Origin of the sequence: Micromonospora sp. NPDC023966, assembly GCF_040639095.1 — a bacterium.
Taxonomy (GTDB): domain Bacteria; phylum Actinomycetota; class Actinomycetes; order Mycobacteriales; family Micromonosporaceae; genus Micromonospora.
The window spans coordinates 1-21391 of sequence record NZ_JBEZZJ010000013.1; the positions used below are offsets into that span (position 1 = coordinate 1).

The 21391-nt window shown below is 75.4% G+C and carries 21 protein-coding genes; 10 read left to right on the forward strand and 11 right to left on the reverse strand.

Annotation, left to right across the window (positions count from 1 at the left end; all coding sequences use genetic code 11):
- Positions 1-163: 163 nt before the first annotated feature.
- Positions 164-1078, forward strand: a complete 915-nt coding sequence (locus AB0F68_RS18325) for a DNA-3-methyladenine glycosylase 2 family protein (RefSeq protein WP_357339398.1) — start codon at positions 164-166, stop codon at positions 1076-1078.
- Here the strand turns inward: AB0F68_RS18325 and AB0F68_RS18330 are convergent.
- On the reverse strand, positions 1072-1626 hold the full coding sequence (locus AB0F68_RS18330; protein WP_357339400.1) for a DUF1990 domain-containing protein: 555 nt from the start codon (positions 1624-1626) through the stop codon (positions 1072-1074). The two genes, AB0F68_RS18325 and AB0F68_RS18330, sit on opposite strands and share 7 nt — an antisense overlap.
- Before the next feature lie 67 nt (positions 1627-1693).
- On the opposite strand from AB0F68_RS18330, the gene AB0F68_RS18335 reads away from it, so the two are divergent.
- The gene (locus tag AB0F68_RS18335) at positions 1694-2206 is read left to right on the forward strand and encodes a GNAT family N-acetyltransferase (RefSeq protein WP_357339405.1); all 513 of its coding nucleotides are present in this window, start codon (positions 1694-1696) and stop codon (positions 2204-2206) included.
- Here AB0F68_RS18335 and AB0F68_RS18340 read toward each other — a convergent pair.
- Complete coding sequence (locus tag AB0F68_RS18340; RefSeq protein WP_357339410.1) at positions 2181-2603, reverse strand: SRPBCC family protein; 423 nt, start codon at positions 2601-2603, stop codon at positions 2181-2183. The two genes, AB0F68_RS18335 and AB0F68_RS18340, sit on opposite strands and share 26 nt — an antisense overlap.
- Before the next feature lie 70 nt (positions 2604-2673).
- On the reverse strand, positions 2674-2886 hold the full coding sequence (locus AB0F68_RS18345; protein WP_357339412.1) for a hypothetical protein: 213 nt from the start codon (positions 2884-2886) through the stop codon (positions 2674-2676).
- A gap of 135 nt (positions 2887-3021) precedes the next feature.
- Between AB0F68_RS18345 and AB0F68_RS18350 the strand changes: the two genes are divergently transcribed.
- Together AB0F68_RS18350 and AB0F68_RS18355 are read left to right on the forward strand one after the other, a co-directional pair.
- The gene (locus AB0F68_RS18350; RefSeq protein WP_357339414.1) at positions 3022-4134 is read left to right on the forward strand and encodes an ATP-dependent DNA ligase; all 1113 of its coding nucleotides are present in this window, start codon (positions 3022-3024) and stop codon (positions 4132-4134) included.
- 34 nt (positions 4135-4168) lie between these two features.
- On the forward strand, positions 4169-5755 hold the full coding sequence (locus AB0F68_RS18355; protein WP_357339417.1) for an alpha/beta hydrolase: 1587 nt from the start codon (positions 4169-4171) through the stop codon (positions 5753-5755).
- 16 nt (positions 5756-5771) lie between these two features.
- On the opposite strand, the gene AB0F68_RS18360 is transcribed toward AB0F68_RS18355, so the two are convergent.
- Complete coding sequence (locus tag AB0F68_RS18360; RefSeq protein WP_357339419.1) at positions 5772-7049, reverse strand: YncE family protein; 1278 nt, start codon at positions 7047-7049, stop codon at positions 5772-5774.
- Between the two features lie 172 nt (positions 7050-7221).
- Between AB0F68_RS18360 and AB0F68_RS18365 the strand changes: the two genes are divergently transcribed.
- Positions 7222-8370 carry a helix-turn-helix domain-containing protein gene (locus AB0F68_RS18365; protein ID WP_357339421.1) on the forward strand — a complete coding sequence of 383 codons (1149 nt, stop codon included), beginning with the start codon at positions 7222-7224 and terminating at the stop codon, positions 8368-8370.
- A gap of 13 nt (positions 8371-8383) precedes the next feature.
- On the opposite strand, the gene AB0F68_RS18370 is transcribed toward AB0F68_RS18365, so the two are convergent.
- Positions 8384-8887, reverse strand: coding sequence for a potassium channel family protein (locus AB0F68_RS18370; protein ID WP_357339423.1), 504 nt, complete (start codon positions 8885-8887; stop codon positions 8384-8386).
- Between the two features lie 73 nt (positions 8888-8960).
- On the opposite strand from AB0F68_RS18370, the gene AB0F68_RS18375 reads away from it, so the two are divergent.
- Together AB0F68_RS18375 and AB0F68_RS18380 are read left to right on the forward strand one after the other, a co-directional pair.
- Positions 8961-9413, forward strand: coding sequence for a GNAT family N-acetyltransferase (locus AB0F68_RS18375; protein WP_357339425.1), 453 nt, complete (start codon positions 8961-8963; stop codon positions 9411-9413).
- Between the two features lie 17 nt (positions 9414-9430).
- Positions 9431-9940 (forward strand): hypothetical protein, encoded by a 510-nt coding sequence (locus AB0F68_RS18380; RefSeq protein ID WP_357339427.1) that lies wholly within the window; start codon positions 9431-9433, stop codon positions 9938-9940.
- A 23-nt stretch (positions 9941-9963) separates the two neighbouring features.
- Here AB0F68_RS18380 and AB0F68_RS18385 read toward each other — a convergent pair whose 3' ends face one another.
- From AB0F68_RS18385 to ligD, 5 genes are all read right to left on the reverse strand, one after another.
- Positions 9964-10680 (reverse strand): ABC transporter ATP-binding protein, encoded by a 717-nt coding sequence (locus tag AB0F68_RS18385; protein ID WP_357339429.1) that lies wholly within the window; start codon positions 10678-10680, stop codon positions 9964-9966.
- Positions 10680-11720 (reverse strand): ABC transporter ATP-binding protein, encoded by a 1041-nt coding sequence (locus AB0F68_RS18390; RefSeq protein WP_357339432.1) that lies wholly within the window; start codon positions 11718-11720, stop codon positions 10680-10682. Before AB0F68_RS18390 ends, AB0F68_RS18385 begins: the two co-directional genes overlap by 1 nt.
- A 1-nt stretch (position 11721) precedes the next feature.
- Positions 11722-14451, reverse strand: coding sequence for an FtsX-like permease family protein (locus AB0F68_RS18395; RefSeq protein ID WP_357339434.1), 2730 nt, complete (start codon positions 14449-14451; stop codon positions 11722-11724).
- Positions 14448-17630 carry an FtsX-like permease family protein gene (locus tag AB0F68_RS18400; protein WP_357339436.1) on the reverse strand — a complete coding sequence of 1061 codons (3183 nt, stop codon included), beginning with the start codon at positions 17628-17630 and terminating at the stop codon, positions 14448-14450. The genes AB0F68_RS18395 and AB0F68_RS18400 overlap by 4 nt, the downstream gene beginning before the upstream one ends.
- Positions 17631-17718: 88 nt before the next feature.
- Positions 17719-18747: a non-homologous end-joining DNA ligase gene (gene ligD, locus AB0F68_RS18405; RefSeq protein ID WP_357339438.1), complete on the reverse strand. Its 1029-nt coding sequence runs from the start codon at positions 18745-18747 to the stop codon at positions 17719-17721.
- Positions 18748-18973: 226 nt separating this feature from the next.
- Here ligD and AB0F68_RS18410 point away from each other — a divergent pair, with 226 nt between their 5' ends.
- The 3 genes from AB0F68_RS18410 to AB0F68_RS18420 all read left to right on the forward strand — a co-directional run bounded on the left by AB0F68_RS18410 (position 18974) and on the right by AB0F68_RS18420 (position 21048).
- Positions 18974-20149: a transposase gene (locus tag AB0F68_RS18410; RefSeq protein WP_357339440.1), complete on the forward strand. Its 1176-nt coding sequence runs from the start codon at positions 18974-18976 to the stop codon at positions 20147-20149.
- Positions 20150-20229: 80 nt separating this feature from the next.
- The gene (msrB, locus tag AB0F68_RS18415) at positions 20230-20640 is read left to right on the forward strand and encodes a peptide-methionine (R)-S-oxide reductase MsrB (protein ID WP_357339450.1); all 411 of its coding nucleotides are present in this window, start codon (positions 20230-20232) and stop codon (positions 20638-20640) included.
- A gap of 36 nt (positions 20641-20676) precedes the next feature.
- Positions 20677-21048, forward strand: a complete 372-nt coding sequence (locus tag AB0F68_RS18420) for a hypothetical protein (protein WP_357339455.1) — start codon at positions 20677-20679, stop codon at positions 21046-21048.
- Positions 21049-21055: 7 nt separating this feature from the next.
- Here AB0F68_RS18420 and AB0F68_RS18425 read toward each other — a convergent pair whose 3' ends face one another.
- The gene (locus tag AB0F68_RS18425) at positions 21056-21331 is read right to left on the reverse strand and encodes an isoamylase early set domain-containing protein (RefSeq protein WP_357339462.1); all 276 of its coding nucleotides are present in this window, start codon (positions 21329-21331) and stop codon (positions 21056-21058) included.
- Positions 21332-21391 lie beyond the last annotated feature (60 nt).

A 21391-nucleotide genomic window follows, 5' to 3' on the forward strand; every position in this document is an offset into this window, starting at 1 on the left:
GCGCGGGCGGGGGGGGGGGGCGCCCCCCCCGGGCGGCCCCCGGGCCCGGCCCCCCCCCCCCCCCCCCCCCCGCCCCCGCCCCCCCCCCCCCGCCCCCCCCCCCCGCCGCTCCCCTCGCGGCGGTGTGCGTGGTCACCGGGGGCGCGCGTGGCAGAGTGAGCGGGTGACCTCCCCCGCCGCCCGCCGGACGCTGCGCCCTCCGGCCGGCTACCGACTGGCCGCCTCGGTCCGCGCCCTCACCTTCAGCCCCTACGACCCGTGCGCCCGGATCGCCGCCGGCAGCTTCTGGTGGGCCACCCGCACGCCGGCCGGTCCGGCCACCCTCGCGCTGCGCCCGGACGCCGGCGAACTGGTCGCCGAGGGCTACGGCCCCGGTGCGGACTGGGTGGTCGAGCGGGCCGACGCGGTGGCCGGGCTCCGCGACGACCTGACCGGGTTCGCCGCGCTGGCCGGCGCGCACCCGCTGGTGGCCCGGCTGGCCCGCGAGCACCACGGGCTGCGGATGCCCGCCACCGGCCAGGTCTTTCCCCGGCTGCTGCGCGCCGTCTTCGAGCAGAAGGTCACCGGCAAGGAGGCGTACCGGGCGTACGCGGCGACCGTGCGGCACTTCCGGGAGCCCGCGCCGGGGCCGCTGCAACCGCTGCTGCTGCCGCCCGAGGCGGCCGCGGTGGCGGCCACGCCGTACTGGGTCTTCCACCCGTTCGGGGTGGAGCAGCGGCGGGCCGACACGCTGCGCCGGGCGGCCGCCGTCGCGGACCGGCTGGAACGCTGCGCCGACTCCGCCGAGGCCACCCGCCGGCTCACGGCGATCGCCGGCATCGGGCCGTGGACCGCCGCTGAGGTGGTCCGGATCGCGTACGGGGACCCGGACGCGGTCAGCGTCGGCGACTACCACGTCCCCAACACGGTGGCCTGGGCGCTGGCCGGGGAGCCGCGCGGCGACGACGCCCGGATGCTGGCCCTGCTGGAGCCGTTCCGGGGTCACCGCGGGCGGGTCTGCGTGCTGTTCGAGGCCGCCGGCATCCAGGCGCCGAAGTACGGGCCGCGCGCCCCGATCCGCTCCTTCGCCGGCTACTGAACCCGGTCGGCCGGCGAGGCCGGCCGGTGACCCGCGCAGAGCCGCCGCAGGGTCCGCCCCAGCCACCACGCGTACGCCTTCTGGAAGGCCAGGGTGAGGGGACCGGCGGCGCGGACGTACCAGCGGGCCGGCCGGCTGAACGCGGTCACCTCGAACCAGAGCTCGCCGGCCGTGCGGGTGATCAGGAACGCCTCCTCGCCGACCTCCGGGTGCCCGGGCAGGGTGCCGTAGCCGAACCCGGCCCGGTCCGGCTCGTCCACCGCCCAGACCACCTCGGTCGGGCCCCAGATCCGCAGCGGGCCGACCCCGAGCCCCGGGGTGACCCGCACACCCGCGGCGGCGCGCGGCGCGTCGGTGCGCATGACGACGCCCGCGGCCCGGTGCAGCCGCCAGCCGAGCACCGCGTCCGCCGCGACCCGGAAGCCGTCGTCCGGCAGCCGGACCCGGTGGCGCAGGTGGTGGTAGCCGGCCGGCAGGCGTCCGTCGCGGGTCGCCCCCACCTCGGGGTACGTCAGCTCGGGCACCTCGGCCTCCTCCTCGCGGGACACCGCCAGGGTACGGCCGGCATGGTGGCCCGCCCGACATCGGTCCGGCGGGCTGTGGTGGGCTTGCCGGGTGACCGAGGAGCTGACCGTCGCCCCGGCCGGTGTCGCGGACGCCGGCGAGATCCTCACCGTGCAGCGCGCCGCGTACCTGGTGGAGGCGCAGCGCTACCGGGACCTGTTCCTGCCGCCGCTGACCGAGACCCTGGACGAGGTCCGCGCCGCCCTGGCCGGCCCGGCCGTGGTGCTCGCCGCCCGGCTCGGACCCCGCCTCGTGGGCTCGGTCCGCGCCCGGATCGACGGCGACACCGCCCGTCTGGGCCGGCTCGCGGTCGCCCCCGACCAGCAGGGGCGCGGCATCGGCGGCCTGCTGCTGGGCGCCGTGGAGGCCGCCTGCGCCGGCCGGGTGACCCGGTTCGCCCTGTTCACCGGCGCGGAGAGCGCCGAGAACCTGGGCCTGTACGCGCGGCGCGGTTACCGGGTGGTGGCGCACCGGCCGGACGAGAACGGCAACCGCCTGGCGGTGCTGGAGAAGACCGTGGCGGGCGAGCCCGGCGCGGTCAGCCCTGCTCGCAGCGGCGCCTGAGCCCGTCGGCCTCCTGCCGGAGGTAGCGGCGGATGGTGCGGCCGGCGAGCAGCCCGACCAGCCCGGCGAGGGGGCCGGTCTGCGCCATCACCAGCTCGGCGCGGACCCGGCCGTCGGCCAGCGGCACCAGCCGGTGCTCGCCGCGGCTGTGCACACCCGGGCTGTCGGACTCCCAGACGAAGACGTGCGGCGCATCGAACTCGGTGACCCGCCAGACCGCCGGGCGCAGCCGGGGCTGCGCCAGCCGGGCCGTCGCGCCGAGGGTGAGCGGCCCGGGCTCCAGCCGCCGGGCGGCGGTGACCGAGGGCGTCCACTCCGGCCAGCGCTCCACGTCGGTCTGCACGGCCCAGACCCGGTCGGCGTCGGCGGCGATCTCCACGGACTCGACGAATCGCATGGCCCTCCCTCCCCCGGATGCCCGGGGTCAGGTTACGCCGATGATCGACGGCCGGTGATCCCGCCGGCGGTCAGGCCGCCTCGCGCAGGTCGGCCAGGCCGACCGGGGCGTACCGGCGGAGCAGCCCCTCCAGCTCGGCCACCGAGGCCACCTCGCCGACCACGTTCGCGCCGCCGCCGTGCTCGGCCGGGTAGCGGTGCACCAGCCGGTAGCGGTAGCGCCCCCGGATCAGTTCCACGCTGACCCGCCAGCGCCCGCAGCATCCGCAGCTCCACTCCGGCACGCCGCGAACCTAGCTCTGACCTGCGGTTTCACCATCCGGTCGCGGGTGACGAACGGGCCGGGGACGGGACACGCCGCCAAGCACCGCCGGTGATCTGCCTCACGACCGTCGGTGGGGTCTGATTGACTGGTCGCCGTGGACCTGCCGATCAATCCGCCGGTCGAGCCGATGCTGGCCAAGAGCGTGCCCCAACTACCCACCGATCCCGGCCTGACCTACGAACCCAAGTGGGACGGCTTCCGCTGCATCGTCTTCCGCGACGGCGACGAGGTCGAGCTGGCCAGTCGCGGCGGCAAGACGATGACCCGCTACTTCCCCGAGGTGGTCGAACAGGCGCGCCGCCAGCTCCCGGAGCGGTGCGCGGTCGACGGCGAGCTGATCGTGATCCGCCGGGACGGCCCCGACGGCAAGCCGCGGCTCGACTTCGAGCTGCTGGCCCAGCGGATCCACCCGGCCGCCTCCCGGGTGAAGCTGCTCGCCGAGACGACCCCCGCCGACTTCGTCGCCTTCGACCTGCTCGCCCTCGATGACGAGCTGCTGACCGACCAGCCCTACCCGGAGCGCCGGGCCCGCCTGGAGAAGGCGCTGGCCAAGGTCCGGCCGCCGGTGCACGTCACCCAGGTGACCACCGACCCGGCGACGGCCCGGCGCTGGTTCGACGTGTTCGAGGGGGCCGGGCTGGACGGGCTCATCGTCAAGCCCGCCGACCTGCCCTACGAGCCGGGTAAGCGGCTGATGTTCAAGGTCAAGCACGCCCGCACCGCCGACGCGGTGGTGGCCGGCTTCCGCTGGCACAAGTCCGGCCCGGTGGTCGGCTCGCTGCTGCTCGGCCTCTACGACGAGGCCGGGGTGCTGCACCACATCGGCGTCAGCTCGTCGTTCAGCGCGGCCCGGCGCAAGGAGCTGCTGGACGAGCTGGAGCCCTACCGGGAGGTCGGCGGCGACCACCCGTGGGTGCACGGCGACCACGAGCGGGGGCAGCGGATCCCGGGCGGGGTGAGCCGGTGGACCGGCGGCAAGAACCTCGAGTGGGAGCCGCTGCGCCCGGAGCTGGTGGTCGAGGTGGGCTACGACGCCATGGAGGGCGATCGGCTGCGGCACACCGCCCAGTTCGTCCGCTGGCGCCCCGACCGCGATCCCCGCTCCTGCACCTACGAGCAGCTGGAACGCCCGATCCGCTACGACGTCGACCAGGTGCTGCGCGGCGACCCGGCGGCGACCGTCGGCGACGGGACGGACCGGGCGTAGCCTGGCGGTCCACACGATCATGGAGGGCTCCCACGTGACCCGCTTCTCCGACCGGATCCGCCGGCGGCCCACGCTGGCCGGGTTCGTCGCGGCGCTGGTGCTCACCGCCGGCTGCACGCTGCCGGCGTTCGCCCCGCGGGCCGAGAGCCAGGGCGAGGCGGCCGCCCCGGGCGCCGCGCCGACCTGGCGCCCCTGCCCGGAGGTGCCGGACGAGCTGGTCGGGCGGGGCGCGGCGGGCATGCGTTACGACTGCGCCCGGATCGCCGTACCGCGCAACTGGGGCACCGGGGCGGCGACCGGCGCGACCGCCGGGCCGGGCGCCGGGGAGACCTTCGAGATCGCGCTGATCCGGATCCGGTCGAACAAGCAGCACGACCGGATCGGGTCGCTGGTGGTGAATCCGGGCGGCCCCGGGGCGTCCGGCGTGGACACCGCGGTCTACCTCTCCTTCGGTCCGGGGTTCGGCGGGCTGCCGGCCGAGGTGACCGACCGGTTCGACGTCGTCGGCTTCGACCCGCGCGGGGTGGCCCGGTCCAGCCCGGTGAAGTGCATCGGCGACGCCGACCTCGACGCCAGCTTCGGCTACGACCCCGACCCGGAGAGCCAGGCGTCCTTCGACGGCTTCGTCGACCTCAACCGGCGGATCGGCCAGCGGTGCGGCGCGAAGTACGGCGACCAGCTGCCGCTCTACGGCACCGAGCAGGCCGCGCGGGACATGGACGCCGTGCGCGCGGCCGTCGGCGACGAGAAGCTGACGTATCTCGGCTACTCCTACGGCACCCTGCTCGGCGCCACGTACGCCCAGCTCTACCCGCAGCGGGTGCGGGCGCTGGTGCTCGACGGCGCGGTGGACCCGCGGCAGCAGCTCATGGCCGGCTCGGAGAGCCAGGCGAAGGGCTTCGAGCGGGCGTTCGACAACTTCTCCCGCTGGTGCGCGGCGAACGCCGGGCGCTGCCCGATCGCGCCGGACGCCCGGGCCGCGGTGACCACGGCCATCGACAAGGCCCGGGTCTCCCCGGTTCGCGGCCGGGACGGCCGGGAGGCCACCGCCGGCTGGGTGTTCTACGCGATCATCTCCTCCCTCTACACCGAGCAGGGTTGGCAGGAGCTGGCCCGGGCCATCGACGCCCTGCAGGGCGGCGACCCGACCGGCGTGTTCAAGCTCGCCGACGCCTACGCGGGCCGCGAGGACGACGGGCACTACTCCAACCTGTTCGACGCGAACATGGCGGTGAACTGCGCCGACGAGAGCGAGAAGCCGACCCGGGAGCGGATCCGGTCGCTCCAGTCGCAGTGGCGGCAGAAGTACCCGCTGTTCGGCCCGGCGCTGGCGGTCGGGATGCTCGGCTGCGTGGAGTGGCCCGGCGGGCGCGACCCGTACCCGACCGGGAAGGCGGCCGGCGCGCCGCCCATCCTGGTGGTCGGCACCACCGGCGACCCGGCCACGCCCTACGAGCAGACCGCCGCGCTGGCCTCGATGCTCGGCGTCGGCCGGGTGCTCACCTGGGAGGGCGAGGGGCACACGGCCTACCCGCAGACCGCCTGCGTGACCGCGGCCGTCGACGCCTACCTGCTCTCGCTCACCGTCCCCCGGGAGGGGCTGCGCTGCCCCGCCCGGTGACGGCGTGCGGGGGGGGTCAGCCGGCCGCCGGGGGCGTCCAGTCGAGCGGGAGGTGCCCGATGCGGACCCGCTGCGGGTGGTCGCCGACCGGCACGCTGGCCACCTTCTGCCCGGTGGCGAAGTCGATCGCGGTGACCCGGTCGGCGCCGGACTCGGAGATCACGCAGTCCCGGCCGTCCCCGCTGACCGTGGCCCAGTACGGCTTGCTGGCCGGCACCAGGGTGCCCTCGCGCAGGGTGGCCCGGTCGACCACGGTGGCGTAGTCGTCCATGGTGCCGGCGACGCAGAGCTTGGCGCCGTCCGGGCTGACCGACAGGCCGTGGTGGCGCGAGTCGTTCACCCAGGTGGTGCGGTCCTCGCTGGTGGCGGGGTTCGTCGGCAGGGTGGCGACCCGGGTGATCCGGTCGGCGGCGACGTCGTACTCGACCAGGCCGTTGAAGAACGAGACCTGGAAGTAGAGCCGGCTCCCGTCCGGGGTGAAGACCGCCGGGCGGACCGCGTCGGAGAGGTCACGGCGGCCGGCGGCGTCCAGCCGCGACCGCATGTCGATCACCTTGACCACGCCGAAGGTGGTGGTGTCGGCGACGGTGATCCGCCGGTCCCCCTTGGTCCAGTCCAGCCAGGGGGCGTCCAGGTCGGTGTTCACCTCGCCGATGGACATGTTCCACAGCAGGCGGCCGCCGTCGGTGAAGATGTTCTCGTGCGGCTTGTCCCCGGTGGGGAACGAGCCGACCTGCTGACCGGTGCGGATGTCGAGCACGTGCACGGTGTTGCCGGTCGAGGCGGAGACCGCCACCCGGCTGCCGTCCGGCGAGACGGCCATGTGGTCGGCGCGGTAGCCGGAGACCGGGAACCGCCAGCGGATCCGACCGGTGGCCAGGTCGACGGAGACCACGTCGGCGAAGCTGGGCCGGGACACCACGAGGGCCGTCCCGTCGGGGGTGGTGTACATGTCGTCGACGAACTGGTCGTGCCCCTCCCCCGGCCCCTGCCGAATGCCGAGGAAGAACGCCAGCCGGATCGGGTTCAGGTAGATCTCGCGCAGCCGCTCGTCGCGGTCGGGGATGACGTTGATCCGGCCGAGCCGGACGTAGTCCCCGCGGGACCGGATGACGTCGGCCGTCCCGTCCCAGTTGTTGCCGACGAACATCACCTCCTGCAGGCCGGCGGCAGCCGCGGCGGGGCGGGGAGCCGCCGCCACCGGGGCGGGTACGGCCACGGCGAGGGCGGCCAGCGCGGCGAGCACGGCGCGGCGGCCGCGGGGGCGGAGCGGACGGGGCGGGGCGGGAGTCATGGACGCCTCCTGAGGACCGGTTGCGGCATCGATGTTTCTCGGTGCGCCGAACGGTGTTACCTTGCGGTAACAATCAGGAGAACAACCCGCCGGCCGACCCTGATAGGGACCGGACGCCAACACCCGGCCGGTCGGGTTGTGCCCCGACGACAACGGGAGGCTGCGGGAGCCGATGACCCGGACCGGAAGCGCCCCCTCCTTCCCGGTAGTGCTGCGCGACCTGGCCGCCGACCCGGTCGCCGTCGAGGAGGTGGTCGAGGCCGCCCGCGCGCACTCGCCCGAGGTGGCCCGGCTTCCCCCGGCGGAGGTACGCCGCCAGGTCGTGCTCCTGCTCACCAGCGGGCTCGGCGCGCTGGAGCGGCGGGAGGACCCGGGTGAGCGCGACTTCGCCGAGGCGCGCCGGCTGGGCGCCGACCGGGCCGCGCAGGGCGTCTCCGTGGCCGGGCTGCTGTGCGGCGTGCAGGCCGGCCGGGACCGGGCGGTGGAGCTGGTGGTCCGGCACGGGCGGGCGGCCGGGATCCCCGACGAGGTGCTGCTGGAAGGGCTGCTCACCATCGGCCGGTACGCCGCAGCGGTGGAGCGTGCCGTGGTCGACGGTCACCGGGCGGCCGAGCGCGAGCTGGCTCCCACCGGCGCGCCGGCCCGCGCCCGGCTGCTGCGCCGGCTGCTGCTCGGCGGGCCGGCGGGCGCCTCGCCGGCCGAGCTGGCCCGGTTCGGGTTACACCCCGACGGGCGCTATCACTGCCTGGTCGCCGAGCAGCCCGACCCGGTCCGGGCGCACGCCCTGCACCGGCAGTTCTCCGGCTACGGCGGCGTGCTCGGCACGGTCGAGGACCGGCTGGCCGGCCTCACCCCCCGACTGCCGGCCGCAGCGCCGGCCGACCTGCTGATGGTGGTCGCCCCCGCCCAGCCACTGGACCGGGCCCCGGCCATGTACGCGCTCTGCCTGGCCGCGCTGGGGACCGCGGCGCACCGGCGGCTGCGCGGGCTGCACCTGCTGACGGACCTCGCCGTCCAGACCGCGCTGGCCGCCCAGCCGGCCCTCGCCGAGCTGCTCCGGGGCGCCCTGCTCGGCGGCCTCGACCCGGCCGACGAGTTCCACCGGGAGCTGGCCACGACCGCGCTGGCCTGGCTGGACCACGGCCAGCGGCTGGACCAGACCGCCGTGGCGCTGCACGTGCACCCGAACACCGTGCGCTACCGGCTGCGCCGGCTGCGGGAACTCACCGGTGGGCCGCCGGTCGAGGAGGGGGCGCGGTGCCCGGTGCGGGACACCGTCCGGTGGTGGTGGGCGCTGCGTACCTGGCTGGACCCGGGCTGACCACGCGACGGCGTCAGCGCCGCCGGCGGCGCCGGTGCCGCCGTTCCCAGGGCGGGGCCGGGCTGCCCGGCCCGCTGACCGGCTCGGCGCGCTCCGGCTCGGGCAGGTCGATGCCCTGCCGAGCGGCCATCTCCTCCACCAGCGCGCGCAGCCGCCGTACGTCCGCCTTCAGCTCCTCCTGCTCGGCGTGCTCGAAGGCGTCGTCGTCGACGATCAGCCGGCTGGCGAAGTGGGCGGTGATCAGCGGGATGACCAGCAGCACCATGGTGGAGATGAGCAGCGCGGCGAGGAACCGGCCGGCGAAGGAGGTCGGGGAGATGTCGCCGTAGCCGACGGTGGAGGCGGTCACCACGGCCCACCAGACCGAGTCGGCGGCGCTCTTGTGCTCGGCATGGCTGTACAGCACGCCGGCCACCACGATCATCAGCAGGTACGAGATGATCAGCGTGCGCGGCGAGTTGGCGAACCAGACCAGGCCCCGGTAGATCCAGCGGAACGGCAACAGCAGGGCGTCCATGGCGCACATGCTGCCCGGTGCGGGCAACCGGGACGACCACATCGTCCGGCGTGACTGTGCGAGGCTGCCCGGCGTGACCGATGTGACCTTCCGGGAGGCCGTCCGGGCCGACCTGCCCGCCGTCATCGCCCTGCTCGCCGACGACGTGCTGGGCAAGGCCCGCGACTTCACAGAGGTGGACGAGGCGTACGAGCGGGCGTTCGCCGCCATCGACGCCGACCCGCGCAACCACCTGATCGTCGCCGAGACCGGCGGTGAGCTGGTCGGCTGCCTCCAGATCACGTACATCCCGGGGCTGGGCCGGCACGGCGCCGAGCGGTCGCTGGTCGAGTCGGTCCGGGTCCGCTCCGACCTGCGCGGCCGGGGGCTGGGCCGGGAGATGATGATCTGGGCGATCGACCGGGCCCGGGAGCGGGGCTGCGCGCTGGTGCAGCTCACCACCGACAAGAGCCGCGCCGACGCGCACCGCTTCTACCGCAACCTCGGCTTCGTGGCCAGCCACGAGGGCATGAAGCTGCCCCTCTGACAATTAGACTGGCGGCGATGGCCGCACCCCGTGCTCCGCTGTCCCGCCGACGGCGGGCCGGGGTCGCCCTGCTCGGCGCCGGCCTGCTCGCCGTCCTCGCCGCGCCCACGCTGCCGGCCTGGCGCACTGTCTACCCGGACGGGGTCGACCTGCGGCCCGGGGGGCAGCTGACGTGGGTCGTGCTGCCGTGGGCGCTGGTGTCCGGCCTCGTCGCCGTGGTCTCGCTGGTCCGGGCCGGCCCGTCCCGGTGGCCGTGGCGCGACGCCAGCCGAGGGCTCCTGGTCTCGACCGTGCTCGCCGGCGGGGTCGTCACCGCCGCCCTGTGGTATTTCTCCGCCACCGACCCGTACGCCGAGGAGGACGGGATGGTGTCGACCGGCCCGGGCGCGGCGACGCTGCTGGCCCTGCTCGGCTGCCTGCTCATCCCGCTCGCCGGATCGCTGCCGGACGACCCTCCCGCACCCGTCCCGGTCGATCATGAGGTTGACGGCACGACACGCCGGAGCGGACTGCCGCCAACTTCATGATCGACGGGGTGCCGCCCCGGGGGTCAGTCGGTTACCAGGCGGCCGTCTCGGAGGGTGAGGGTGCGGTCGGCCATGTCGATAAGGGCCGGGTCGTGGGTGGCCACCAGGGCGGTCATGCCGCGGGCGTGCACCACGGCGCGGAGCAGGTCCATGATGGACCGCCCGGTCTCCGAGTCGAGCTGGCCGGTCGGCTCGTCGGCGATCAGCAGGTCCGGCTCGTTCGCCAGCGCCCGGGCCACCGCCACCCGCTGCTGCTGGCCGCCGGAGAGCTCGTACGGGCGCTGCGCGGCGTGCCCGCCCAGCCCGACCAGCTCCAGCAGCACGGCCACCCGCTGCTCCCGCTCCGCGGCGGGCACCTTGGCCAGCCGCAGCGGCACCCCGACGTTCTCCGCCGCCGACAGGATCGGCACCAGGCCGAAGGTCTGGAAGATGAACCCGACGGTGCCCCGGCGCAGCGCCAGCAGCTCCCGCTCGCCGGCGGCCGTCACCTCGTGCCCGGCCACCCGGACCCGCCCGCTGTCCGGCCGGTCCAGCCCGCCGACCAGGTTCAGCAGGGTGGTCTTGCCGGCCCCGGAGCGGCCCCGGACCGCGACCAGCTCACCCCGGCCGGCCGAGAAGGAGACGTCCCGCACGGCGTGGACGGCGTGCTCGCCCTTGCCGAAGGTGCGGCTCACCCCCTCGACCCGGACCACCTCGTCGACGGCGACGCGGGCCGGCGGCACGGTCAGCTGGTCGGTCATCACTCACTCTCCTCGGCGTGCGCCCGGTCGCCCGGCCGCACCTCGACGTGGTCGGGTTCCAGGTTGAGCCGGACCCGGTCGCGCAGGGACAGGGCGTCCACGAAGGACGCCGGCAGCTGCATCCGACCGGTCCGGTCGAGCACCGCGTACTCCTCGCTGACCAGCTCGGTGCTGCCGTCGGCGGCGGTCCGGGCGGTGCGGCGTACCTCGGAGGAGGTCCGGCCGTCGCGGATCGCGACGGTGCGGCGGACCTGGCCGGCCACGGCGTGGTCGTGGGTGACCACCACGATGGTGACGCCCAGCTCGGCGTTGATGGTGCGCAGCGCGGCGAACACCTCGGCGCCGGTGGCCTCGTCCAGCTCGCCGGTCGGCTCGTCGGCGAAGAGCACCTCCGGGTCGTTGGCCACCGCCACGGCCACCGCGCAGCGCTGCTGCTCGCCGCCGCTCAGCTGGCCCGGCCGGCGGTCCGCGCAGTAGCCGACCCCGACCAGGTCGAGCAGCTCGCGGGCCCGTTCCCGGCGGGCCCGCCGGGAACGGCCGCCGGCCAGCTTCATCGGCAGCTCGACGTTCTCCAGCGCGGTCAGGTACGGCAGCAGGTTCCGGCCGGTCTGCTGCCAGACGAAGCCGACCATCTGTCGGCGGTAGGCGAGCCGGCGCCGGTTCGACAGGGCGAGCAGGTCGTAGTCGGCGACCCGGGCGATGCCGGCGGTCGGGGTGTCCAGCCCGGAGAGGATGTTCAGCAGGGTCGACTTGCCGGACCCGGAAGCGCCGACGATCGCCACCAGCTCGCCCCGGTCGATGACCAGGTCGAGGCCCTGGAGGGCGACCACCTCCACCCCCTCGGTCTTGAAGATGCGGACCAGGCCGTCGCAGACGATGTGCCCGCGCAGCCGGTCCCGGCCGCCGGCCCGTTCGGCGGCGCGCTCCGCCGCGCGCTGCTGAAGGGCGGCCAGGTCCGGTACGGCGGACGCTGGCTGTCCGGGGTCGCTGCGCGGCGTCAGACGCGCCGAACCCGGATGGCCATAGTCGGTCGCGGTCATCTCAGCTCTCCTCTCCGAGCCGGAGCACCTCGCCGAGGCGCATCCGACGGTTGTTCACAGCCTCGACGGCGACCGCGAAGGCGAAGGCCAGTACGGCGAGGCCCAGCACCCCGGCAACCAGGCCGGGTTCGAAACGTGCCCGCACCGCCACCCCGCCGGTGAACGCGGGCAGGCCGAGCACCGGGGTGAGCAGCACCGGCAGCAGCGCGCCGACCACCGCGCCGGTGAGCACGGAGACCAGCACCAGCGGGGTCAGCTCCACCAGCAGCAGCCCGCGCCACTGCCGGCGGGACAAACCCATGGTGCGCAGCCGGGACAGCACCTGCCCGCGGCCCCGCGCCCCGGCCAGCACGGCGAAGGCGAGCGCGAGCAGGCCGAGCACGCCGCCACCGATCCCACCGATGGCGAAGCCGAAGACCAGCAGCCCGTTCACCCCGCTGCCGCCCAGCTCGGCGCGGACCGCCGACCGGGTGGTGACCACGGCCTCGCGGGGCCGCTCCCCGCCGGTCAGCGCCCCGGCGCGCTGGTAGCGCTCCTGCCCCTCGGCGACCACCCGGGCCACCGCGGCCGGGTCGACCCGGTCCCCCGCGAGCAGGAAGCCGGTGGGGACGATCGGGTGCGGGGCGTCCGCCGGCAGCGCAGGCCAGGGCAGCACCACGAACCGCGTCACGTCCCGGTCGACCAGCGGGAACTCGCCGACGGTGGCGGCGGTGCGCACCGGCAGCCGGTTGCCCTGCACGTCCAGCCAGGCGGGGCGCCGGCCGGCCGGATCGGCCAGCCCGGCGTCGGTGAACTCGTCGGCCAGCGCCGGGGAGACCAGCGCCGGCAGCGGTGCGGTGCCGGCACCGGTGGCGCGCAGCGGGTCGGGGACCGTCACCGGGACGCCCGCGCGCCGGGCCACCTCGGCGAACCGGGCGGTGTCGACCAGCAGCACCCGGGTCTCGCCGACCCCGCCGAACCGGCCGGCCTGGTCGGCGTACGGGCGCTGGCCGGTCTCCACCAGCAGCGGGGTGACGGCGCGGACGCCGGGCAGCGCGGCGAGCGCGTCGGTGGTGTCCGGGGCGAACCGCTCCCCCTCGACCAGGACGTCCCCGGGCACGGCGCGGACGGCGGCCCGGTCGCGGCCGTTCTCGATGCCGGCCGCGACCACCCCGCAGAACGCGGCGGTCGCCACGGCCAGCACCACCACGATCAGCGGGCCGGTGGCGGCGGCCCGGCCGGCGCGGGCGGTGCCGAGGAACGCGACGCTGCCCCGCGCCCGGGCGGCGGCCCGGCTGAGCAGCCGCAGCGGCCACGGGTACGCGCGCAGCGCCACCAGCGCCGCGGCGACGGCCAGCAGCACCGGCACCGAGACCAGCAGCGGGTCCACCGTCCCGTCCAGGGTGAGCCCGCGCCGGCGGAGCAGGAACGCCCCGAGCAGGGCGACCGCGAGCACGGTCACCTCGGCGGTGAGCCGCACGGCCGGGGACCGGCCGCCGACCAGGTCGCTCCGGCCGCCCCCGCCCCGGCCGGCGGTGAGCGCGGTCACCGGCGTCACCAGGGTGGCCAGCAGCGTGGCGAGCAGCACCCAGCGCAGCTCGACCCCGTCGCCGGGGAGCAGCCCGCCGAGCAGCCAGCCCACGCCGGCCGCGAGGGGCAGCACCAGCAGCGACTCGGCGAGCCCGCGGCCCAGCACCGTGCCGGTCGCCCCGCCCCGGGCGCGCAGCAGCGCGTACTCGCCCTGGCGGCGGCGCGCGGCGAGTCGGGCGGCGAGCAGGATCAGGCCGGCCAGCGTGGCGAGCAGCCCGGCCGCGATGACGGCGAGCAGCGTACGGGCGGCGGCGAGCGACTCGGCGAAGCGGCGCAGCGGGATGTCCACGCCCTGGGTCAGGGTGAGCCCGGCGGGACGGGTCCGCTCCAGCGCGGCGAGCCCGTCGACCAGGGCGGTGAGCTGCCCGGGGCTGATCCGGTCGGGGGCCACCCGGTAGCGCCAGGCGAAGCTGACCGGCCAGCCGGAGGTGGCGGCCGCGTCGAAGCCGGCCGCGGACGTGTACCCGACGGACAGGAACGGTTCCCCGTCCCCCTCGGGTGCGGCGAGCCGCAGCAGCGACGGCAGCGCGTCCCAGATCCCGGCCTTCGGGTCGGCCGGCCGGAACACCCCGACCAGGGCCACCGTCCGCTGCCGCACAGGCTTGTCGTCCTGGTCGAGGATGGACAGGTCGAAGGTGCTGCCGGCGCGGATGCCGAGCGGGCCGGCCACGGTCTCGGCGAGGGCCACCTCGATGGCGTCGCCGGCGCCGAGGCCTTCGGCCGGCCAGCGCCCGTCGACCAGGGTGGCCGCCTCGGGCAGCCCGGTCATGGTGCGCAGGCTGAGGTCGATCAGGCCCTTGCCGGTGCTGAGGGTCGGCCCGGTCAACCGGGAGAAACCGGTCTGCGCCGAGTACCACCGCTCGCCGACGGTCCGCCGCACGGCCGGGGGCATCCGCGCCTCGACGGTGGCCAGCTCGGCAGCGCGGCCAGCGGCGATCCGGGAGGCGGTCCGGGGCAGCACCGTCGGCTCGGTGGTGTACGTCAGGTCGCGCCGGGCCACCGGCTGGGCGGCCACGTACTCCCGCAGCCCCTGCGCGGTGAGCCGGTCGGCGACCCGGGGCACCGCCGTGATCAGCAGCGCGGTGACCAGGGTCAGGACGGCGAGCAGCAGGAAGTGCCCCCCGTACGCCCGGACCCGCCGCGGCGCACCTGACGGACTCATCGTTCTCCCCCGATCCGGAGCTGTGCGGCGGCCACCCGACGACGGATGCCGGTGGTGATGAGGGCGGCGAAGGCCAGCGCGGCCGCCAGCAGCCCGACGGCGGTCAGCCCGACCGGTGACCACGGCACCGTGAACACCGCCTCGGGCACCGGCCGGCCGGCGGCCGGGGTGAGGATCACCAGCGGCACCATGGTGGCCGCCACGCCGGCCCCGACCAGCAGCCCGACGCCGACGCCGATGCCGGCCAGGAAGGCCTGCTCGGCGAGGAGGGCGCGGGCCAACAGCCGGGCGTTGGCGCCGAGCGTGTGCAGCACGGCGAACTCGGCGAGCCGGTGCCGGGTGGTGGCCCAGACGTCCACGCCGAGGCCGACCAGGGCGAGCAGCACCGAGCCGAGCGCGGCCGCGAGCAGCCCCGTGCGGGCGCCCCGCCAGTACGGGTCCCGGGCGGCCTCGGCGGCCACCTGCCGCCGGTCGAGCAGGGTGGTCCCCGGCAGCTCCGCGAGGGTGCCCGCCGCGGCGGCGTGGCCCCCGGTGTCGGTGCGCAGCCACCACTCGGCCACCGGCCGGATCGTGCCCTGCTGGCGGAGCAGCAGGTTGGTGGCGGCGGGCAGGTCCAGCAGCACCCCGTCGGCGGCGGTGCCGGGGACGGCGGTCACCTGGCCGACCACCTTGACCGGCAGCGACACCCCGGACAGCGCCAGGGTCACGGTGTCGCCGGTGTGGACGTTCAGCGCGGCGGCGGCACCGGGGGTGACCAGGGCGGGCACCGGCGGGTCGTCCCCGGCGGGCACCACGGCGAACCGGGACGAGGGCTGGCGGGCGAACTGCAGGGCCCCGGCCGGCAGGTCGATCGAGTGGGTGGCCTCGACGCCGGTCGCGGCGACCTGGGCCGGACCGCGTGGCCCCTCCGCGGTGGTGACCCGCCAGTCGCCGTCGACCGGCAGTGGCAGCGGCGCACCGCCGGCGTCGGTGAGCCGGAGCCCGTCGACCTGCAGCCCGTAGGAGAAGCCGACCGCCGCGCCGCCGTCGGCCTCGAAGCCGGCCAGCCGCAGCGGGGCACCGCCGGTCCCGGGTAGCGGCACGGTGAAGCGCGCCCGGCGGCCGTCACCCTCGGTGACCGCCAGCGGCACCCGCCACGCGGCGCCGGAGTCGGTGGTGAGCAGCGCGGACACGGCCATCTGCGGGATCCCGAACGCGTCCTCGACCGGGGTGCGGACGGTGCCGGTGAGGGTGTGCGCGCCAGCCGGCAGCACCACCCCGGCGGGGGCGGCCCGCCCCTTGACCAGCCGGTCCAGCAGCGCGGCGGTGGACGCCCCGCCGGCCGCGTCGTCGAGGGTGAGCACCCCGGTCGCGGCGGCGGCGTCGAGGCTCACCACGCTGGCCGGCCGGTCGTCGCGGCCGAGCCGGACCTCGTCCCGCCAGGCCGGCAGCACCCGGTCCAACCCGGCCGTGGCGGCCAGCAGGGCGGCCCGGTCCGCGGGCGCGGTGCCGTTCCGCTCGACCAGCCGGAGGTCGGCGCCGACGGTGTGCCGGGCCTGGTCGCGCTGCGACCGTTCCCACGAGGCGACCAGCGACCAGGCCAGGGTGCTGCCGCCGACCGCGAGGGCGAGCAGCAGCACCGGACCGGCGTGCGGACGCCGGCCGGCCTGCCACATGCCGAACATGGTGGCCGTCCACGGCCGCCGGTCGACGAAGCGTTCGGCGACCCGGGTGGCCGGAGGCAGCAGCCGCAGCGCGATCACCGCGCCGGCCAGCACGCCGATGGTCGGCGCGGCGGCGAGCAGCGGGTCGATGCCGAGCCGCCCGCCGGCTCCGGCGAGCGGCGACGAGTACTGCCGCAACTGGGTCCAGGCGAGCACGGCCAGCGCGACCAGCGCCAGGTCGATGCTGGCCCGCTGCACGGCCGCGCCCCGGGTGGGACGGGACCGGGCCGCCATGTCGGCGACGTAGGTGCCGGCCCGGCGCAGCGCGGGCAGCACCATGGCGAGCAGGCAGCCGATCGCGGCGGCGACCGCGACGACCCAGATCCGGGCCACCCCGCCGTCCGCCAGCCGCAGGTCCCCGCCGAGCCGGTGCACGGCCTGCCCGGTCAGCGCCGGGGCGAGCAGCACGGCCGGTGCCACCACCAGCGTCGCCTCGCGGACGGCGAGCCCGGCGAGCTGGCCGCGCGCGGCGCCACGGGCGCGCAGCAGCGCCGTCTGCCCCCGGCGGTCCTCGTTGAGCAGCGCGGCGACCAGCACCAGCGCGTAGCCGCCGAGCACCACGATCAGCAGCAGCGGGGTGAGCAGGGCGGACCGGCCGACCAGGTCGGCCCGGCCGAGCCGGTCGACCAGCCGGTCCAGGTGGCTCACGGTCTGCGCGGAGGAGCCGAGGCCGGTGGCCTCGGGGATCTCCTCGGCGACGGTGGCGAGGGCCGCCGTGACCCCGGTCAGCCGGCTCGGCTCGACCACGGCCAGGTCGGGGGCGACCAGCCAGGCGGCCGAGGTCGAGCCCGGAAAGGTGCGCGCGAAGTCGGCCGGGTCCAGCGCGAACGGCCCGTACGAAGCGGCCGCGGAGTCGCCCTGGCTCTCGCCCACGCCCGGGGCGAGCCGCCAGTACGCGTCGGCCGGATCGCGGGGCCGCCAGGTGCCGGCCAGCACCACGGCCCCGGCCCGCTCGGCGCTGCGGTCGTAGAGCGGCACCCGCTCACCGACCCGCAGGCCGAGCTGGCCGGCGATCTTCTCGGGGAGGGTGACCTGCAACGGCGTCGCGCCCGGCGCCGGCCACGACCCGCCGGTCAGCTCGGCGTGCGCCGCCAGGTCGGTCAGCGTGCCGAGGGTGGCGAACATCGGGTCGTCGTCGGTGCGCGCCGGCCCGAGGTCCCCGGTCAACTCCCGCCCCGTGCCGTAGCGGGCCGCGGCAACGGTGACCGGCACGCCGCCCAGGCCGTCGGCGAACTGGGCGCGGACCGCCCTGTCCCGGTCGGCGTACGCGGTGGCGTCCCGCCCGCCGGAGCCGCTGACCAGCAGGCTGCGCTCCTCGGCGGGGGCGGCGTCGAGCACCGCCCGGGCGCCCGCGTCGACCGCCCGGCGGTTGTAGTCGGAGAGCCCGGTGACCAACGCGACCGCGACCAGGGCCGCGACCGCGGCGGCGAGCAGCAGTCCCCGAGCCTCGACCGCCCGCCTCCACACCAGCTTCATCCGATGCCCTCCCCTGGCCCCGGCGGGCCGATGACCAGGAAGAGGCGTCAGGGGGCGGGAAAGGTTCGCGCGCGTTACGTGATCGTTATCAGCTGCGGGGCCGGTCGCGGTCCTTGGAGGGCTGGACCCGCTTCGGCTCGCCGGGCATCTTCGGGTACTCCGGCGGATAGGGCATGTCCCCCTGCCCGGCGGCGGCGTCCCGCTCGGCCCACTCCAGCAGCGGGGTGATGTCCCACGGGGCGTCGTCGATGCCGGCGTGCGGGTCGCCCCGCTCGGCGAACCGGGCCGGCACGCTGCCCAGGTGGAAGTCGTCCGGGTCGACCTCGGTCAGCTCGTCCCACTCGACCGGGGTGGAGACGGTGGCCCGCGCGTTGGCCCGCAGCGAGTACGCGCAGGCGATGGTGCGGTCGCGGGCCATCTGGTTGAAGTCGACGAAGACCCGGGTGCCCCGCTCCTCCTTCCACCAGGCGGTGGTGACCAGTTCGGGGCGGCGCCGTTCCAGCTCCCGGGCCAGCGCGATGGTGGCCCGCCGCACCTCGACGAACGTCCAGCGCGGCTGGATGCGCAGGTAGACGTGCACGCCCCGGCCGCCGGAGGTCTTCGGCCAGCCGGCCACCCCCAGCTCGTCCAGCAGCCCGCGCAGCTCACCGGCGGCGGTGACCGCGTGGGTGAAGTCGGTGCCGGGCTGCGGGTCCAGGTCGATGCGCAGCTCGTCGGGGCGGTCGACGTCGGCGGCGCGCACCGGCCACGGGTGGAAGACCACCGTGCCCATCTGCGCGGCCCAGGCCACGTGCGCCAGGTCGGCCGGGCAGAGCTCGGCGGCCTTCCGGCCGCTGGGGAAGCTGATCTCCGCGGTCGCCACCCACGGGGGTACGCCCCGGGCCGGCACCCGCTTCTGGAAGAACGCCTCGCCCTCGATGCCCTCCGGAAAGCGCTGCAGGGTGGTGGGCCGGTCGCGCAGGGCGCGCATGATCCCCTCGCCGACCGACAGGTAGTAGTGGAAGACGTCCGCCTTGGTGAAGCCGCGCTGCGGGAAGATCACCCGGTCGGGGCTGCTCAGCCGTACGGTGTGCCCGGCGACCTCGATCTCCTCGACTGCGGCCTTGCTGCCAGCCATTTGTGTCACGCGGAGGTCCTGCCGTCCTCAGGCGGTGGGACCTCCGCGCTTCCTCCCTTCCCCTGATTGATAGGGCATTCGCATATAGTTTGAATGTGGCCGATGAGGTGCAGGCTCCGTCGGAGCGTACGACCTCGGTCACTACGTTCGGCTCAATGTCCGTCGCGACGGATCGCCGACATTTGGGCAGCCAACATGAAGGGCCGTGGTGCAAGGAGCAGCCGTCATGATGCGGACCTACCGCTTCCTGCTCCGTCCTACGGCACGTCAGGCGGCCGCTCTGGCCGCCTGCGTCGAGGACCATCGGCAGCTCTACAACGCCGCCCTTGCCGAGCGGCGCGAGGCGTACCGGCGCGCCCGTGTAAACGTTCGCTATGGCGACCAGTCCGCACAGCTCAAGGACATCCGCCGCGCGGACCCCGACCAGGGCCGCTGGTCGTTCTCCTCTCAACAGGCCACCCTGCGCCGCCTGGACAAGGCGTTCACCGCCTTCTTCCGGCGGATCAAGGCCGGCCAGAGGTCGGGATATCCGCGGTTCAAGGGTGCCGGCCGGTTCGACAGTGTGCAGTGGCCGAAGGACGGCGACGGCTGCCGCTGGGACTCCGCTCCCGAGTCGGGGCAGACGCGGGTGTACCTGCAGGGCGTGGGTCACATACGCGTGCATGCTCACCGCAGGGTCGACGGCCGAGTGAAGACGATCAGCATCAAGCGAGAGGGTCGACGCTGGCACGTCGCGCTGTCCTGCGCCGATGTACCGACGAAACCACTGACGGCCATCGGATCGGCGGTCGGAATCGACATGGGTGTGGCGTCGTTTCTCACCACCAGCGACGGTCGTAAGGCGGACAATCCCCGCTACCTCGCGGCGTCTGCCGATCGGCTGGCACAAGCGCAACGCACCCTGGCTCGGCGCAGGCGTGGCTCTAACCGGCGCCGAAAGGCCCGTGAGGGGGTCGCAGCACTGCAGGCCAAGCTGAGCCGGCAGCGACGCGATCATGCACACAAGATCGCGCTGTGGCTGGTGAGACATTACGACTTCATTGCGCACGAAGATCTGCGCATCTCCAACATGACCTGTTCGGCACGCGGCACGATCGACGTCCCAGGCGTCAACGTGGCCGCTAAGGCCGGACTGAACCGTTCGATTCTCGACGCGAGTTGGGGAATGTTTCTCGCGATCTTGTCTGCCAAGGCTGAAAGCGCCGGACGGACGATCATCGCAGTGAACCCCCGCAACACCTCTCGCACGTGCCCGCGCTGTAGGCACTGCGCGAAGGAAAACCGCGTCACCCAAGCCGACTTCCGATGTGTGCGCTGCGAGTTCGCCGCACACGCGGACGTGGTCGGCGCCAGCAACGTACTCCGGGCAAGGCTTGCCCGTCAGGCCGCGAGTTCGGCCTGAGAAGCTGATGCTCCCGAGCATCAGAGGAGTCACTGGGCGACCCTATGCGATGCCACCGACGGCCGACGTACCGTTGACCGGTGAGTCTTTCCGACAATGAAGTGCCCCGCACCGAGGACGAGTGGCGGGTTCGGCTGAGCCCGGAGGAGTTCCGGGTGCTCCGCGAGGCCGGCACCGAACGGCCCTGGACCGGCGAGTACGTCGACACCAAGACCCCCGGCGTCTACCACTGCCGCGCCTGCGGGTTGGAGCTGTTCCGCAGCGAGGACAAGTTCGATTCGCACTGCGGCTGGCCGAGCTTCGACGACGCGATCCCCGGCGCGGTCAAGGAGATCCCCGACAACACCCTCGGCATGCGGCGGGTCGAGATCCGCTGCGCCCGCTGCGACAGCCACCTGGGGCACGTCTTCGAGGGCGAGGGCTTCACCCCGAAGGACACCCGGCACTGCGTGAACTCGATTTCCGTCCGGCTGGAGCCGAAGGGCGCCTGAGCGCGGCCCTTGCCCGGCCACGCTACTGCTGGAGTCATGCCCCACTTCGACGTACGGCGGCTCGCCGCCGTGGACATGCACGGTTCGGCCGGCTCGCCGGTCCGGCGACGGGTGATCCTGGTGGAGTTCGTCGTCGGCCTGGTGGGCTGCGTCGCTCTGGGACTCTGGGCGGCGCGCGGGGGCGGTCCGGTCCGGGCCGCCCTCGGCGGCTACCTGGCGCTGGTCGGTTTGAACTACGCCCCGCTCGCCCTGCACGCGGTGAGCCTGAGCCGCCGGGGTGCGCTGGAGCGGGAACTGGACGGCGTCGACGTGCCCGCCGAGCTGCGGTACTACACGCCGCGTCAACTCTGGATCTTCGTCCCGCTGGTGCCGGTCGTGCTCGCCGCCCGGCAGGCCCGCCGGCGCTGATCGGCCGTCAGAGCCGCAGGGTGCCGCCCCGTTCGTCGACCTGGTCGGCGGACTCATCGTCCAGCCACACCCCGCCGGTGGCCAGGTAGCGGAAGCGGTACTCGCCCGGGCCGAGCCGGACCGTCACCGTCCGGGTGCCGTCCCGGCGGGCGACCAGTTCGTGCCGGCCGGGCTGCCAGTCGTTGAAGCAGCCGACCACGCTGACCGTGCCGGGTGGGGTGTCCCGGGGGAGGCAGAAGGTGACCCGGATCTGGTTGCCGAAGAGCTTGTTGCGCTTGATCAAGGGGGTTCCTCCGAGGTTCGAGGCGGTCACCGGGTCTAACGCGCGACACGCCGGGGGCGA

Bases quoted from the DNA above. Each gene is read 5' to 3' on its own strand.
- AB0F68_RS18410 (WP_357339440.1), top strand. From the start codon at position 18,974: ATGATGCGGACCTACCGCTTCCTGCTCCGTCCTACGGCACGTCAGGCG.
- AB0F68_RS18340 (WP_357339410.1), bottom strand. From the start codon at position 2,603: ATGCGATTCGTCGAGTCCGTGGAGATCGCCGCCGACGCCGACCGGGTC.
- AB0F68_RS18395 (WP_357339434.1), bottom strand. From the start codon at position 14,451: ATGAGTCCGTCAGGTGCGCCGCGGCGGGTCCGGGCGTACGGGGGGCAC.
- AB0F68_RS18420 (WP_357339455.1), top strand. From the start codon at position 20,677: ATGCCCCACTTCGACGTACGGCGGCTCGCCGCCGTGGACATGCACGGT.
- ligD (WP_357339438.1), bottom strand. From the start codon at position 18,747: ATGGCTGGCAGCAAGGCCGCAGTCGAGGAGATCGAGGTCGCCGGGCAC.
- AB0F68_RS18380 (WP_357339427.1), top strand. From the start codon at position 9,431: ATGGCCGCACCCCGTGCTCCGCTGTCCCGCCGACGGCGGGCCGGGGTC.
- AB0F68_RS18385 (WP_357339429.1), bottom strand. From the start codon at position 10,680: ATGACCGACCAGCTGACCGTGCCGCCGGCCCGCGTCGCCGTCGACGAG.
- AB0F68_RS18390 (WP_357339432.1), bottom strand. From the start codon at position 11,720: ATGACCGCGACCGACTATGGCCATCCGGGTTCGGCGCGTCTGACGCCG.
- AB0F68_RS18400 (WP_357339436.1), bottom strand. From the start codon at position 17,630: ATGAAGCTGGTGTGGAGGCGGGCGGTCGAGGCTCGGGGACTGCTGCTC.
- AB0F68_RS18370 (WP_357339423.1), bottom strand. From the start codon at position 8,887: ATGGACGCCCTGCTGTTGCCGTTCCGCTGGATCTACCGGGGCCTGGTC.
- AB0F68_RS18365 (WP_357339421.1), top strand. From the start codon at position 7,222: ATGACCCGGACCGGAAGCGCCCCCTCCTTCCCGGTAGTGCTGCGCGAC.
- AB0F68_RS18360 (WP_357339419.1), bottom strand. From the start codon at position 7,049: ATGACTCCCGCCCCGCCCCGTCCGCTCCGCCCCCGCGGCCGCCGCGCC.